The organism is Agarivorans sp. QJM3NY_30 (genome assembly GCF_050870855.2).
Taxonomy (GTDB): domain Bacteria; phylum Pseudomonadota; class Gammaproteobacteria; order Enterobacterales; family Celerinatantimonadaceae; genus Agarivorans.
Genome location: NZ_CP194038.2, coordinates 2,639,452 through 2,655,303, shown reverse-complemented (window position 1 = coordinate 2,655,303; position 15,852 = coordinate 2,639,452). Strand labels below are relative to the sequence as shown.

The window sequence follows — 15,852 nt, the reverse complement described above, 5'->3', positions numbered from 1 at the left end:
AGCTGATCGTTGTGGTATGGGAGTACTTCAAGCCACTCTGTTTTGGGTGAAGGACAAGCAACATGCTTGGCGTTTATTAATGATTGCCGTTTGGGCAATCGATTGATGCTGAACCAGAGTAACGATTGTTGGTAAATGGAGATGCCGCAGCTCAGAAGCAACTGTGTGAGCCGTCGCATTGGATGCAAATTTATTTTTACGTGAGGGTATGATAGTGGCTCAATCTAATCAGTTTTCTAGCACAGCAGCAAGTATCGATGCTCAGTCTTACGCGATTCCCCAAGAGGCTTTTGACTGGTATGACGAATATGCACATGGCTTGATTGACCGGCGAACCTTTCTGGCGCGTTTGGCAAAGCTGACCGCTTTGGGTTTTTCTATGGCGATGTTGTCTTCGGCTCTACTTCCTAATTATGCCTTGGCTGAGCAGGTGTCGTTTAATGATCCCGAGATTAAAGCCGAGTATGTCTTGTTTGATTCACCAATGGGACATGGTGAAGGGCGAGGTTATCTGGTCACACCGAAGAATGCCGACAAACCGCTGCCGGTGATCTTAGTGATCCATGAAAACCGGGGCTTAAATCCTTATATTAAAGACGTTGCGCGGCGCTTAGCCAAGGCTGGCTATATTGCATTTGCACCCGATGCATTGCATACATTAGGCGGCTATCCGGGGAATGATGATCAAGGGCGTAGTATGCAAAAGTCCCTTGATAAAGGTAAAATTGAACAAGACTTTTTGGCCGCCGCCGTTTTTTTGAAGGAACATCCCGCCAGTAACGGCAAGTTGGGCGCGGTTGGTTTTTGTTTTGGTGGTTATGTGGTGAATATGCTAGCAGCAAGAATGGCCAAGCAGCTGAATGCAGGCGTACCATTTTACGGAACGCCATCCGCGAAAGAGCTTCGGTCAAATATTAAAGCGCCCTTGTTGATCCACCTGGCTGAGTTAGATAAACGGGTGAATGCTACCTGGCCCGATTATGAACAAGATCTGCTGGCGAACAAGGTTGCTTACCAGATGCATATGTATCAGGGGGCCAATCATGGTTTTCATAATGACTCCACTGGCCGTTATGACGAGCTGCAGGCCGAACTCGCCTGGAGTCGCACGCTAGACTTTTTTAAACAGCAATTGGGATAAAAACTTGAAGGCGCAACCTTGCTTGTGTTTGTGCCTTCTATTTGTCGCTACCGAAAAATACTTGCTTATTTTTCGGTAGCGAGGGTGTTGATCGGTTGTTAGTTTAGCTTCATCCGAACTGATTACAGAGCAGCAAAACCAATGTTTGAGCTAAGCTTTCAGTTTCAGCAGAAGTATAACGCAATGAATCGCCGTGACACCCAGTATGAAGGGGGTAATACCACTTTTTTGTCGGTCAAGTTGTCGCGTCTATCAAGCTATGCTAGATGAATTCGGCGTGTGGCGATATTTAACAAGCGACAATCGGTAACTAATTCAGCTGTCTATAATGGTTGTCAGTCACTCAGTGGCTTTCACCAGTAATATCGTCTTTTGTTTGGTAAAGCCCCTTACTCAATACATCATCAGGTGGTGATTCATATGACTCGTTTTTTATGTCATTTGGGCCGATGTACGCCTGCGCTTCGCAATGAGGTTTATGTTTATTGGTGTTTACCGCTCGGAAGATGCTTGAAACCGAGTTGAAGGGCTTCGCCAAATGCTTGAAGGCGCTTTAGATAAGCCGAGTAGCGAACTTGGCCAGCAGCTATGACGAGGTCGACAAGTGATACCTTATGGAGAAACCCGGAGTGATCAGCAACAAGCGGAGTATTTTATGATGCCAAAAGCGTGTCGAGCTGTTGCGGCCGCGAATGGCTAAAATAGAGTGAGTATTATCATACCTTGTCATTGGGTGAGCGGTGTTAAAGAGTTGCTCACTGGTTATACCGGGGTTTTTATCGAGAGTATTGGTCACTGCAGTACCAACAGGCCATCCTCAATATGGATTGAACTCCGCCATAAATTAATATTAACTTATTGTATTGCATATTGAGGGTGGGCTTTGGCTTCAAGTTTCTTTAATGGCTGATTGTGATTCACGGATAAGCAATGGCCAAACCCATTAAACACTCACCCGATGGCAATTTTCTTAGATTAAGTGAAGAGAGTTATAGCCGAAATAGGGCGTACTGATGATTTTAAAATTGGCTGTCAAATTAAACTTAATCATCATACAAGTAAGCTGATCTGTTACCAATTTTCGTAAAATTACGACTACGATTTGTGGATTCGGATTCACAAGTGTATTGAAAAAAATACAGTATTATCAAATTATTAAATCATTACCTATAGAGAAAAAATAAAATCATGCTACCGTAGTGACGCTTTAGTCATTATAGATGAGCGAGCTGTTTTCATATTTATTTTGGATTAAATCATAGGAAAGTATAAGGATCCCTATGGCTAGTGAATTTTCAACGATCGAAGGTGCTGCTCGGAGTTTGCACTTACAAGTGGCAAGAGAAGTTGCTAAAAGTATTTTATCGGGAGCACTTGCGCAACATAGTATTATTCCATCCGAGATGGAGTTGTGTGAACAGTTTGCGGTGAGTCGAACGGCCTTGCGAGAAGCGATTAAACATCTTAGCTCCAAAGGCTTATTGGAGTCGCGACCTAAGATTGGGACTCGAGTTAGAGCTCGAGAACACTGGAATATGCTCGATCCTCAGTTATTGAGTTGGATGTCTGGCCTGGGAATGCAACAGCAAGCAATGGATGAATTTATTGCTTTACGCCAAGCTATTGAACCACAAGCTGCGGCTTTGGCTGCAAAGAATGCCACGTCCCAGCAACGTAGTGCATTAACCGAAGCTTTTTTACAAATGTCGGCGGTCGCTAAAAAACAAGATTGGTCTGAATGGGTCGAGGCGGACTTGCGTTTTCATCGTTTAATCTATTTGGCGACCGGAAACTGCTTCTTTATTCCTTTCGCGAATGTCTTACAGGTGATGTACGTACATTACTTTAAATATGCTTCTCAGGATGGTCATACTTGTATGCCTGAACATACGGCTATTTATCAATCGATTATGGCTGGTGATGCAGAGCAAGCTCGACAGGCAAACCTTGCTTTATTAGCTTTGGGCCCACAGCAGTTGGCAAAAGGTGCTGTGGCTTAATCCTGGTGCTTATCTCAGGTCTTTATTGTAGATAGAGACCAATTCTCGTCTTTAGGAAATGGCGTAACCTTTCTCTATTTTGGGTTACGCTGAGCGTTCTGTCATAAAAGCGATTCTCAGGATCTTTCTTGTTCTTTGGTTTCGCCCATTCACTGTGATGTTTCAGCCTATAGGGATATGACAATTCAACAAAATAGACGGTAAACAAGCATAAACCGAGGCGTTTCTAGTCACCTGCCTTTGGAGTTTCTGGCCCTTGATTTGGTGAATCAATAAAAGTGGCCTTGGCTGCTAAGACCCGAGTTAATGTGGTGATGAAACACAGAGCTGCAAAACCTAGGGCCAAGGTGGGGAAATGCTCCGGATATATGCAAAAAATCAGGAATAAAGCGATGGTTTCACTACCTTCGGTGAGTCCTCCCAAGTAATATAAGGACTTGTGTGGATATACCGTATTCTCTATATCTCTTTTGGCGGCCATAATGGCAAAAGTGAGGAAACTTGAGCCAGTACCCATAAAAGTCCAGATGAGTACATTGGCTGCAATGGAATTTTGCTCAGGAGCGGCCAGAGCAAATCCCAAAACGACACCAGAGTAAAAGATAAAATCACAGACAATATCAAGGTAGCCGCCAAAATCGCTACAACCTTGACGCCTTGCCAATGCGCCGTCTAAACCATCGAATATACGGTTGAGTATGATCAAGCCTAAGGCCCAATCATAGTGTTGAAAGGCCAACATAGGAATGGCTGCTAAGCCGAGCACAAATCCGCTGAGGGTGATTTGGTTGGCATTCAAACCCGCCTTATCTAAATGCTTGGCGACGTAGTCCAGTGGTGCTTTAATCAGTTTTACGGCGTAGCGATCTAACATAGATATCCTATTGTTCAGCCTTCATTTAACGAAAGTCGCGGGAGTGGATCGATAAATCGGCCAATAGCCATGAGCAATCCTCTAACTTTCCGGCGATAATATGCAATACATTATCACAGCGTTCTAAGCGCCCTGTCACTTTAAGTAAGCGAGATGAAATAAGCGCTTTACGCTGAGCTTTGGCGGTTGCTGGCCAGACTATCACATTGCTATTACCAGTTTCATCCTCTAGGGTGACGAAGGTGACATCGGCCGTTGCCCCTGGGCGTTGACGTCCTACCACTAAACCAACGACGGTAACTAATTGACCGTGTTGGCAGCCTTGTAATTGCAATTGTGACAAACAATTTTTTAGGGCTTGGTGTTCGCGCAACAGCTGCAGAGGATGGTGGCGTAAACTCAGGTTAGTCGTGAGATAATCTTGGGTGATACCTTCAATTTCACTCGGGACAGGCAGTTGCACTTTTGCCTCAGAGGGCATTGCAAATAGCGGTAGATCTGGCTCGATACCACTCATTTTCCAACGTGTTTGATGGCGATGACCGGCAAGACCCGCGAAAGCATCGGCTGAAGCTAAGGCGTTTAAACTACTTTGGTCTAAGCAGGCGGTGATTTGCGCCAGATGAGTGAAGCCTTGAGCGGGGCGCTGTTGTAGCAAGCGATTGATCTTATGTCGATTTAACCCTTTGATTTGTTTTAAGCCTAAGCGGATCGCTCCCTTAGCTGCGCTTTGGTAATCTAGGTGATGCTCCCAAGCGCTGTGGTTAATGTCGATTGCTAAGATGCTAACCCCATGGCGTTGAATATCTTGTATCAGTTGACTAGGACTATAAAATCCCATTGGTTGGCTATTGAGCAATGCACAGCAAAAGGCGGCGGGTTCGTGACACTTTAACCAAGAAGAAATGTAAACCAACAGAGCAAAGCTGGCGGCATGAGACTCCGGAAAACCATATTCACCAAAGCCCAATATTTGTGAGAATAAGCGTTCGGCAAAATCGAGTTGATAGCCGCGACTAAGCATACCGTTGATTAATTTATCTTTAAAATAGCGGAGCTTACCATTACGTTTCCAAGCGGCCATCGCGCGACGTAATTGATCGGCTTCGCCGCCACTAAATCCGGCCGCGACCATCGCTAATTTGATGACTTGTTCTTGGAAAATTGGGATCCCGAGGGTTCGACTTAATACCGATTCGACCTCTGGGCTAGGATAGCTAACGGCTTCTTCTCCGTGACGTCGTCGTAGGTAAGGATGCACCATATCGCCTTGGATGGGGCCGGGACGTACGATGGCGACTTCGATCACTAAGTCGTAATAGCTTCTGGGCTTTAAACGCGGCAACATACTCATTTGTGCTCGCGACTCGATTTGAAAAATCCCAATGCTGTCGCCACGACATAACATATCGTAGGTGCAAGGGTCGTTCTGTGGAATGTCGCTCAGGCTAATACGGCGCTGTTCCCGTTCACTCAAACTCCTCAGACAGCGGCGGATCGCGCTTAGCATGCCAAGCGCGAGAATATCTACTTTCATTAAATGTAGTGCTTCTAAATCATTCTTATCCCACTGAATAATCGTGCGTTCGGCCATGGCAGCATTTTCAATCGGCACTAAGTCACAAAGTTGCCCTTGCGCGATAACAAATCCCCCGACGTGTTGCGAAAGGTGGCGCGGAAAGCCCCGTAATTGTTCCACTAATTCGGCAAAGTGATGTACGTGAGCGGCGGGTAGTGAGCCAGATTTAATAATCTTTTCACGGGTGTTGGAACTTTTATCGCGCCAGTCGATATGATGGTTGAGACTATGCAGAATATGTGCAGGGATCGCTAAGGCTTTGCCGATGTCATTGATGGCGCTACGGGTTCGGTAGGTCACAATGCTGGCAGCAAGAGCCGCGCGGTCACGACCATATTTTTGGTAGATATATTGGATCACTTCTTCACGGCGTTGGTGCTCAAAATCAACATCAATGTCGGGTGGCTCATCTCGCTCTTTGGAGATAAAGCGTTCAAATAATAAACCTGCTTGCTGGGGATGAACTTCGGTAATATATAAACAGTAACAGACCACCGAATTAGCGGCTGAGCCTCGCCCTTGGCACAGGATCTGTTGTTTCCGTGCGTAATCGACGATGTCATAAATGGTTAAAAAGTAATGCTCGTAGTTGAGTTCGCTAATTAAGGCTAATTCGTGGTCAATCTGTTGACGGATCTCGTCCGCTAAGGTTTTACCAAAACGTTTTTTTGCCCCCCGTTCTACGAGTATTCGTAAGTAGTCTTGGGCAGTGTAACCCTTTGGAACACAGTCTTTTGGGTATTGGTAACGAAGCTCATTTAAACTGAATTGACATTGTTCTGCCAATTCACTGCTTAGTGCTAGTTCTTCTGCTCGGTAACGCTGCTGTAGTTGTGGCCATCTTAAAAGGCGGCGTTCGGCATTGGGGGAGAGTAAAAATCCAGCCTGTTGTACACAGGTATGGTGGCGGATCGCATCGAGCACATCGGCCAGCTTTTTCCGCTTGGCGAGATGCATGCGAGGATTCATGGAGGCAACACAGCGAACTTGGTTAGATTTTGCTAAGTGGCGGTAGTCATTAAGCTGTTGACTGGTTTCGGTTAAATCATTGTGCAATAGCAGATATAGCGGTTGTTTTCGGACTGTTTGTAGCTGGTGAAGCTGGGCTGTCGTTAGTTGTGGCGTAGCTTTTATGAGCAGTATGCAGTTGTCTAAGTCTTTTTCAAACTGACTCAAGTTGAGTTGGTAGTGACCCTTATGACTATTTTTTCTAGCTGCTGTAATCAAGCGACAAAGCTGTTGATAGCCTTGTAGATCTTTGGCAAGCAACACGATTTGGCATTGTTCCTGACAAGTAAATTGGCTACCAATGAGCAGTTTGATCCCGAGTTGAGTCGCTTGTTGGTGGGCGCGTACAACACCACTTAAGCTACATTCGTCGGTGATGGCAATCGCTTGATATTGATATTGCTGGGCCTGTTCGACCAACTCCTCAGGGTGGGACGCGCCATATAAAAAACTAAAGTTACTCTGAGCATTGAGTTCGGCAAAAGGAATCGTATTCATCTTACTGCTTGTCTATTTCTGGTAATGATGGGACCGCAGCTTGTATGAGGCCGAGTCTGTGTGATGGCGTCATAGATAAGCCGCTAAAATAAACGAGGTCTGTTGATAAGCGCATTTGGAAAGCGGGGCTAAATACATTTTCTTCCTCATTGAGAATAGAGAGTGATAGCTGCGGCATTAAGCCGCTTTTTCTGCGACTAAGTACTTGATTAAAAATCATTAGTTAAGTGCAACAGCCTAGCCAAACCAACCATGTAAAAACCATTGCTGATTCTCTTGGCATATCCAAGCAAGCGCCTCATGCTGACTTTTCGCCAAATAATAATCGCGGTTAATTTGGTGCTCATCCCACCATCCGCTGGCAATACGTTCTGGAGCTGAGAGCAGCTTATAATGCACAATATTGATTGGTTTAAGCTGGGGCAGTAACCAGCATGGTCGAGGAAAGTTACTCGGATAACTAAGTGCAGAGGTATGTTCTAAGGGTTGATATTGGCTGGCTAGTTCAGGCCGATAATCAGCTCGACAGCTTAAACGATGGATCCGTTGGCTACCTAAACGGATGTTGAGTTGATCAAATAACAGATCATCGAGTTGAGTTTGGTCTTGGTCAAATAGCCCATTGCTCGAATGATTTAAAGGGTAGAGCGCTTCGCTACTGAGGTTAAACTCGAGCAACGCCGCTGGTAATCTCAGAGTCTCTAGTTTCAGCTGAAATAAGGCAAACCAGTCGTGACGACTTTGTAGCATACGGGCACTGCGTAACAGGAGCCTTTGTTTGGCCTTATCACGAAAACATAATTCAAGGACGATTTCATTACAGCAATACTGGCGTTCTCTTAGCCAGTGTTGTAAATGTTGGCAAGCTTGCTTCAAAGGAAACATTAAAGCTTGAGTGGTGTTGATTTCACTCAGCAGTGGAAACATTTGCTGGTAACGGTCTTGTGCTTGAATAAAAGCGAGCGGGTATGGCTGTTTACCTCGCGCCTGATCTAAGCTTTTTAGGCTTTGTTCTCCTAAACGTTTTCGCAGTTCTGGGCGAGGTAATGCGCAAAGCTGTTTAAATGTGTAAAGCCCCATGGCTTGTAAGCTGGCAATTTGTGTTTTTGGCAAATCACAGGCGCTTAGTGGTAGAGCGTCGAGTGTTTCGACCCCTCTATAGGGTGCTTGTTTATGCTTTGAGCAAACCAGCCAGCGAGCAGCGAGCGCGGTGTTGGCCCAGGCCAGTCGAAAGCTTAAGCCTTGTTGTTGATAGATGATGCTTAGTTGTTGAGCATGAGTCTGGGGGGTGGGATAAATACTCTGCATGCCAGAACCATTAATAAATAGGCCATAATCTGGGTGCAGGGCGACTTGCGCAGCATAGCTTAAAGCTTGTTGGGCTAAGTTTTGAAACAAATCATCAGTAACTTGCGTTTGTTGTTCATAGAGATGGAGCTGTGGTGCCAGCTGATAGGCGGTATTGAGCGAACAGCCAAAGTAGAGCCCTAGCTGATGCGCTGCCTTGTTGAACTGAGAGAGTTGTTGCTTATGGTGAATAGCTAAGGCTTCGGAGAGCGAATGTTCGCGCTGTAGCAAGTCCAGCGCGAGTTGTGGGAAATCAAGGTAAATCCAATACATGCTTTAGTCACATTGAGTGCTTTGCTATTAAACTCGACGAGGAATATGTTGCCCGTAGAGCGGAGCTGCGCCGCGTCGTTTTAATAGCTGGTAGCTGATTTGGTCAGTATTTCTATTGGGATGTAGTGCAATGCGAACACTAGCGCTGGAGCTTTGTTGTTGTTGCTGCAAAGGTCTAAATAAATAACTGAGACAGTCGCCTTGTTCGGCAGCTAGTTGCAAGCGGCGACTGGCTTTTAAATCTAAATGATCAACCCAGCCTAACACGGCGCTGCAACAGCCACTTTTAAGGGCTTGTTCAATGGTCCAGATAATATCGCTGCACTGTTCTGGGCGGATCACAATCACCTTACTTATATCAATGTTGTGTTGTTGCAGTGCTGGGGCATTTGGCATGAACGGAGGCGCCACCCATATGATCCATTGTGATTTTTTACTTAATTTAGCCAGGGCCGGTAACAGCAGTTGTAGTTCCCCAATACCTTGTTGTTCATAGAGGACTTCTGTCATTGCGCCTTGTGGCCAACCTTGGCCTGGGAGCTGTTGATCAAGCTGTTCAAAGCCGCTTGCTTGCACCGTTAGCTGGCTGCGATGCCATTGCTTACCTTGCCAAACTTTGTTGTTCTGTAGCAGTTGATTGATTTGTTGTGCCATTGTTCGCTCCATGCTCTCAGTCGATGCCAAATTTAACGGCCTTACAATTACTGTATGGATATACAGTAGTGTTAATTTTATGCATTTGCAAATATTTTTTTCGCTTATATGTATTACAATTGACTAATGATGCTAGTAATTTTTAATAAATACTTGCAAAATAACTGTGGAGATTGAAAAGGTTTTCATGGGCGAGTCAATAAATAGGGATACAAATGATAACTCTGGGTGAATACATAATTGAGAAGCAGCACCAGTTTCCTGAAGCTACGGGAGAGCTGACCCAACTGCTTGGGGCGATTCGTTTAGCCGCAAAGGTGGTTAACCGCGAAATCAATAAGGCTGGTTTAGTCGATATTATTGGCGCAACTGGCGTAGAAAATGTACAAGGAGAAGTACAACAAAAGCTCGATCTTTATGCCAATGAAATGTTTAAAGCGGCATTGGAAGCAAGGGGTGAAGTATGTGGTGTCGCTTCTGAAGAAGAAGATGAATTTGTTAGTTTTGATAGTACTCGTTCTATCGACAGTAAATACGTTGTTCTGATGGACCCCTTAGATGGTTCTTCTAATATTGATGTGAATGTATCAGTAGGCACTATTTTTTCTATTTATCGACGGATCAGTCCTTGTAGTTCCCCTGTTGTATTAGAAGACTTTTTGCAACCAGGCTATCGTCAGGTCGCGGCTGGTTACGTGGTTTATGGTTCATCAACTATGTTGGTCTATACCACGGGTCATGGCGTACATGGTTTTACCTGCGATCCATCTTTAGGTGTATTCTATTTATCCCACGAGAACATGACGATCCCTAAAGATGGGATTATCTATTCGATTAATGAAGGGAATTACCTTAAGTTTCCAACTGGGGTGAAGAAGTACCTCAAATATTGTCAAGAGATTGAACCGAATACTAATCGCCCCTATACCTCTCGTTACATTGGGTCTTTAGTGTCTGATTTCCATCGTAACTTGCTTAAGGGTGGGATCTACATTTATCCTTCAACAGCGTCTGCGCCCTCCGGGAAGCTACGCTTATTGTATGAGTGCAACCCAATGGCCTTCCTTATTGAGCAAGCAGGCGGTAAAGCCAGTGATGGCTTTAATCGAATTATGGATATTGAGCCGACTGAGTTACATCAACGTGTTCCTTTTTTCTGTGGCAGTACCAACATGGTTGAAACGGTTGAAGCGATGATGCGCGAATATTCTCTGGACGAGAATAAAGCTTAAGTTATCTCTTATTCCTAACTCGCTTTTGCCCTGATGAACCATTCGTCAGGGCAAACAAAAATTCTTTTCTGTTGTTGTGGACAATACAGTTGCACTGGCCGATCGATTTGCCAGCTTGTTGATTTAATGGGCTCTAACTGATGAGCAGGCGGGCTTAACCATTGCTGTTTATTGAGTTCACACCAATCTTCTCCTCGATGATTTTTTCGCCATTGTTGATGACTATACCAATGGAGACTCTGCAGTGTTTCACTGCGTTCCGGCGCTTGCTCGAACAGATAACCTGACAATATGATGCGCTGTTTAAATTGATAGTGTGAGTAAACTTGTCGTAGTGCTTGGATTTGTGGATGACGGCCGAGAGGGATCTGTTTGAGTAACAGTTTACTTAGCTTGTTGCTTAGCCGATCTTGCAGGTTTGGGCCAACATAATCGTAGGCACTACTGTTACTTTTTACGGCCAAATAAAATTTTAGGGCTAATTCCCAATGTTCAACCTTTTGCTGCCGATGATTTACGAGTAAGAAATCAATCGCACCCAGCGTCTTTCCATTTTCTTGTACGGGGATATTATCGGCTAATAACTGCCAATCGGGATGTCGTTTTATTAAGGCTCGCCATAGCTGTTCAAAATATAAACCTAAACGTGGGTGAGGTTTAATCGAAGGTAATCTGTTTAATTGGTTGAATAGGGCACTTTTCCATTGCTGCTGCCAAGCCAGATTTACACTATAGGGTAGCGAATAGGGAAGTAATGGCCGTGCATTTAAGCACCATTGCAAATCTTCTTGCAAGGTATTTGAATCCATTTATGTTTCTCTTTTGTTATTATATTTACAAATAATCAAACTATAAGTGTTTTTTTTAGTCAATTTCAACGATTTTTGTAGTTTAATTACTAAAATGCAGCTAATATTTTCTGGTCTAACCAGTTGAGGTCGTTCTATGAGTAAACAATATTCTCTCCCGCTTATTTGGCTGCGTCGTAGTGTATTACTACTTGTGGGTACTCTATTGTTCCCATGGATCGCACTATTAGGATTACGAGCTCCATTTTATAGTGCCTTACATCGACAATGGGTTAAACGTAATAATTTGCCAGCTTGGATGCAGCAGGCTGAGCGGATCAATCAGTTTGTTCTGTATTAAGTGAGCTACAGTGATGATATTTAGGCTAAGTACTTGTTTCTAGAGCTTGCTGCTACTTACAATACAGACAAACCATTGTGAGTGAGCCGAATGAAAAATACTCGATTAGAAAATATCCTGAATCAACATCTCGATAGCTTTAAATTTAAAGATTATTGCCCGAATGGTCTACAGGTTGAAGGGCGTGAATCGGTGCAGCGCATCGTTACCGGGGTGACGGCTTGCCAAGCCTTGATCGATCAGGCGATTGCTCATAAAGCTGATGCTATTTTAGTGCATCATGGCTTTTTCTGGAAAAATGAAGCAGCGGTTGTCACTGGTATGAAGCGCCTTCGCCTGCAGGCTTTGCTCAAGCATGATATTAATCTCTATGCCTATCACTTACCTTTAGATGTTCATCCGGAATTAGGCAACAACGCTCAATTGGCTAAGCGACTGGGCATGACATTGACACGGGGTTTAGAACCCTGGGATCCTCGCAGCGTGGCGATGGTAGGCAAGTTGGCGGAACCCATTTCCGGAGAGGCTTTTGCTGCGCAGATCGAAGCCGTGTTACAGCGTAAGCCCTTACATATTTCGAATCAGCGAAAAATTCATAAAGTGGGTATTTGCACGGGTGGTGGCCAGTCGTATTTAGGTTTAGCAGCGGAGCAGGGACTTGATGCCTTTGTGAGCGGAGAGATCTCTGAAAATACGGTACACACTGCCAGAGAGATGCAGATTGATTATTTTGCAGCTGGGCACCATGCCACCGAACGTTATGGGGTTCAAGCCTTAGGAGAATGGCTCGCCGAGCAGCATCAGTTAGATGTTCGTTTTATCGATGTCGATAACCCTGTTTAAACAAGCTACATGGCTTAATTGCGCTGTAAATTTTAGTTGGTTTATTATAGATCTACAGTGGCGATTATCTGATTTCCTGCTAAATTGTAAAAAAATATTGCGAATGATAATAGTTCGCAATATAATTTAGCTATTGATGGGGATGAGGATTAATTCATGTTTGTATGTTTATGTCATAGCATCACAGATAAGCAAATTAAGCAGGCGGTTGAACAAGGCTGCGAAAGTTTGAGCGACGTGCGTGAACAGCTCGGGGTTGCTTCCGAATGCGGTCGTTGTGCGCGTATGGCGAAACAGATCATCAACAAACAATTAGAAGTGACACCTAAATATTACCAAGTCGCTTAAATTCCCCGCGGGTAGTTATTTTTGTTTTAATTACCCCCTCCCTCTAAGTTTGAGCTAAGGCTTCATCTTCTAAGCCGTTTTCATCATCGTTGTGATGGTTCTATCTAATACCAATCTGATTCATTATATGCTCAACTTATTGCGCAGAATAAAGCTGCTGATACTAGGCACGAAGTGCAGTAACGAGTGGCTCTAATCACTAGATACATCACGCAGTTAACGGTGATTTAGCTCAGCAAGAACGAACTAATAATCAGTTAGATTGGCACCATGTTTAAACCGCGTCGCAAACGTTTTTCGAGTCCGTCCATCAAGTCTCATCAATCAACTATCGCAAACTTAGTTTTGAATTTAATCACTGCTTATGGCCGACCTTATGGTCTAGAATTGTGAGACCTGTTGCAGCGGCACAATGACTCCAATATGATGGTAGCCTGATGATAAGAAGACAGTAATTAGGAGACGCACATATGTCGATGGCAGACCGCGACGGATTGATTTGGTTTGATGGTGAAATGGTACCTTGGCGCGAAGCGAAAGTTCACGTGTTAACCCATACCTTACATTATGGTTTAGGTGTGTTTGAAGGCGTGAGGGCTTATGCCACCGATGATCAGGGCGCGTGTATCTTTAAGTTGCAAGAACATACTGATCGTCTATTCCGTTCTGCGCACATCTTAAATATGAAGCTGCCTTATTCTAAACAAGACATAAATGAAGCGCAGCGGGCAGTGGTAAGAGAAAACAAACTTGCGCATGCCTACTTACGTCCAATGTGTTTCTATGGTTCGGAAGGAATGGGCTTACGGGCTGATAATTTAAGTACCCACGTGATCGTTGCTGCCTGGGAATGGCCAGCTTATATGTCACCAGAGTCTAAAGAATTGGGGATTAAGATCCGCACCTCGTCTTATACTCGCCATCACGTGAATATTGCAATGACGAAAGCCAAAGCCAATGGTAATTATATTAATTCGATGTTGGCTTTAAAAGAAGCCTTGGATTGTGGTTGTGAAGAGGCTTTGTTACTCGATCCAGAAGGTTACGTTGCAGAAGGCAGTGGTGAAAACTTCTTTATGGTGCGTGATGGTGTTATCTATACACCGGAGTTAACCTCTTGCTTAGATGGGATTACTCGCAAAACCGTCATTCAAATTGCGCAAAGCTATGGTTATCAAGTGATTGAAAAACGAATTACCCGCGATGAAGTGTATATCGCTGACGAAGCTTTCTTTACTGGAACTGCGGCTGAAGTATTACCAATTCGCGAATTGGATGGCCGTCAAATTGGTAATGGTCAACGTGGCCCAATTACCGAGCAGTTGCAATCGACCTATTTTGAAGCCGTGACTGGAAAACGTGCTAATTTACTCGATTGGTTAACACCAGTAGCTTAATGATTGAAATAATTGTGATTGAGGCATGCTAAATTTTTTGGCATGCCTGCCATTTTTATACACTCTTGAATCAATCAAAGGTAAGCAATCACCCCTTACAATGAATCATTCCTCCCAACATCAACTATCCTTCGGCTTAACGATTTGATCTTCTTCTCGATGGATCAATAAATCAAAGCCTTTATCTCGCCAGTATTGAATTAGATTAGGCTGTACGCCAAGAATGGCAAGCGCAATATGATGTTCCTGGCAATGCAGCTTTAGTTGTTGCCAAAAGTCTTTATTATCGTTGTTGATATTCAGTAAGATCCACATATCTAAGGATAATACCAAGATGTCGATCAGTTCGAATACGGTTACTTGGTTCTTTAATTGAGCGATTAAGTTGGGCTGCCAAGCCAGTTGAAAGTGCTGTTGCTTTAAGCGGATTAATCTCGAAAGATGATCCATCGGTAAATCTGGACTAAAGACTAAAATTTGTTGAGGATAATGCGTTGCGAGGTGATTCAGGGAAGCGTGATTGCTTGTTAGCTGCTGTTTAAAATACGGCCAATAGTTGGCATTGAATAGCGCTGGCTTGCTTGATGGTCTATCGGAGTCGGTTGGTTGCTGGAGAATAGGCCAATCCCAATAACCAAATAATTGTTGATCATCAATATTTTTAATCAGGTAACAACGATGCTCGGCGGCTTGTTCTTGCTGGTTGAGTTTATGGCGGTAACGTCGGAAAAATTGACGGCTCAGGTAAGCCACTTGTTGTTGGAATAAGCTTTGCTCGAAACAGGTGTAGAGATTTAAGCCATAATGTTTTGCTAGCAAAATAATGCTACTGCGTAGTCGAGAGTTGCTTTGAAAAACTAAAAATAAGCCGGGGCGATGTAGTACAGAAGCTAAGATTTCGATAACCTCAACCAAATTAGGGTCATTGTCATATACCACGACTAATACTAGATTGGCCTGCCGTAATTGATGTCTTAAATTCTCTTGTTGGGGCCACCAGCGGTGATTATTGGTAAATTGTAAGTGGGACAGTTGTTCTGCGAACGATGAGTCTGGCTCCGGACTATACCAGTAAAGTCGTTTATTATTGAGCCATCGTTGATATTGCCGATTAATTTTGTAACACCAGAAAGTGAATTGTTCTTCAAACTCAATTTGTTCAGCGCAGTAGGTGAAATCCGCAATATCGAAGGCCATATCTGGCAGTTTGCCAACCAAAAATACCGACATTTGCGATTGCTCTTCTAGCAAGTTAGCTAACAGGCTTAACTGAGCACTATTGAGTTGGATGCAGTTAAATACAATGGCATCAAATTCGTTGGTTTGTTGAAGTTGCAGCTGTAGCTCTTCTAAGTGAGAGACTTGAATATGATCGATAGGATAATTGACTTGAAAAAGAGGCTGCTGAAACCACAATACTCGGAGTAGCTTTGAATTAGCGGGTAGAGTAGTTGGCGCTAATAATAGCGCCAGCTCCTCTTCATTTAAAGAAAATGAGTCCGCCGTCAT

The 15,852-nt window shown here is 44.1% G+C and carries 13 protein-coding genes; 7 read left to right on the top strand and 6 right to left on the bottom strand.

The genetic code is table 11. From position 1 onward, the window contains the following. Positions 1 to 214: 214 nt before the first annotated feature. Positions 215 to 1,141 carry a dienelactone hydrolase family protein gene (locus ACRRSX_RS12120; protein ID WP_432452945.1) on the top strand — a complete coding sequence of 309 codons (927 nt, stop codon included), beginning with the start codon at positions 215 to 217 and terminating at the stop codon, positions 1,139 to 1,141. Between the two features lie 1,280 nt (positions 1,142 to 2,421). Further along, complete coding sequence (locus tag ACRRSX_RS12115; protein WP_432452946.1) at positions 2,422 to 3,141, top strand: FadR/GntR family transcriptional regulator; 720 nt, start codon at positions 2,422 to 2,424, stop codon at positions 3,139 to 3,141. 226 nt (positions 3,142 to 3,367) lie between these two features. Here ACRRSX_RS12115 and ACRRSX_RS12110 read toward each other — a convergent pair whose 3' ends face one another. From ACRRSX_RS12110 to imuA, 4 genes are all read right to left on the bottom strand, one after another. Next, positions 3,368 to 4,015 carry a CDP-alcohol phosphatidyltransferase family protein gene (locus ACRRSX_RS12110; protein WP_432452947.1) on the bottom strand — a complete coding sequence of 216 codons (648 nt, stop codon included), beginning with the start codon at positions 4,013 to 4,015 and terminating at the stop codon, positions 3,368 to 3,370. A 25-nt stretch (positions 4,016 to 4,040) separates the two neighbouring features. Next, positions 4,041 to 7,100, bottom strand: a complete 3,060-nt coding sequence (locus ACRRSX_RS12105) for an error-prone DNA polymerase (RefSeq protein ID WP_432452948.1) — start codon at positions 7,098 to 7,100, stop codon at positions 4,041 to 4,043. Between the two features lie 237 nt (positions 7,101 to 7,337). Next, a complete protein-coding gene (locus ACRRSX_RS12100; protein WP_432452949.1) occupies positions 7,338 to 8,720 on the bottom strand; it encodes a Y-family DNA polymerase in 1,383 nt (460 codons plus the stop codon). Positions 8,721 to 8,747: 27 nt separating this feature from the next. Further along, a complete protein-coding gene (imuA, locus tag ACRRSX_RS12095; RefSeq protein WP_432452950.1) occupies positions 8,748 to 9,374 on the bottom strand; it encodes a translesion DNA synthesis-associated protein ImuA in 627 nt (208 codons plus the stop codon). Between the two features lie 215 nt (positions 9,375 to 9,589). Here imuA and fbp point away from each other — a divergent pair, with 215 nt between their 5' ends. Beyond that, entirely contained in the window at positions 9,590 to 10,606 is a 1,017-nt protein-coding gene (gene fbp, locus ACRRSX_RS12090; protein ID WP_432452951.1) for a class 1 fructose-bisphosphatase, read from the top strand. A gap of 14 nt (positions 10,607 to 10,620) precedes the next feature. Here the strand turns inward: fbp and ACRRSX_RS12085 are convergent, their stop codons facing one another. Then, the gene (locus ACRRSX_RS12085; protein ID WP_432452952.1) at positions 10,621 to 11,415 is read right to left on the bottom strand and encodes a DUF1853 family protein; all 795 of its coding nucleotides are present in this window, start codon (positions 11,413 to 11,415) and stop codon (positions 10,621 to 10,623) included. 136 nt (positions 11,416 to 11,551) lie between these two features. Here ACRRSX_RS12085 and ACRRSX_RS12080 point away from each other — a divergent pair, with 136 nt between their 5' ends. The 4 genes from ACRRSX_RS12080 (at position 11,552) to ACRRSX_RS12065 (ending at position 14,343) form a co-directional block, all read left to right on the top strand. Further along, positions 11,552 to 11,755 carry a DUF2517 family protein gene (locus ACRRSX_RS12080; protein WP_432452953.1) on the top strand — a complete coding sequence of 68 codons (204 nt, stop codon included), beginning with the start codon at positions 11,552 to 11,554 and terminating at the stop codon, positions 11,753 to 11,755. 90 nt (positions 11,756 to 11,845) lie between these two features. Then, the gene (locus tag ACRRSX_RS12075; protein ID WP_432452955.1) at positions 11,846 to 12,598 is read left to right on the top strand and encodes a Nif3-like dinuclear metal center hexameric protein; all 753 of its coding nucleotides are present in this window, start codon (positions 11,846 to 11,848) and stop codon (positions 12,596 to 12,598) included. Positions 12,599 to 12,754: 156 nt separating this feature from the next. Next, complete coding sequence (locus ACRRSX_RS12070) at positions 12,755 to 12,946, top strand: bacterioferritin-associated ferredoxin (protein WP_432452956.1); 192 nt, start codon at positions 12,755 to 12,757, stop codon at positions 12,944 to 12,946. Positions 12,947 to 13,416: 470 nt separating this feature from the next. Then, positions 13,417 to 14,343, top strand: coding sequence for a branched-chain amino acid transaminase (locus tag ACRRSX_RS12065; protein WP_432452957.1), 927 nt, complete (start codon positions 13,417 to 13,419; stop codon positions 14,341 to 14,343). Positions 14,344 to 14,463: 120 nt separating this feature from the next. Here ACRRSX_RS12065 and ACRRSX_RS12060 read toward each other — a convergent pair whose 3' ends face one another. Next, entirely contained in the window at positions 14,464 to 15,852 is a 1,389-nt protein-coding gene (locus ACRRSX_RS12060) for a hypothetical protein (RefSeq protein ID WP_432452958.1), read from the bottom strand.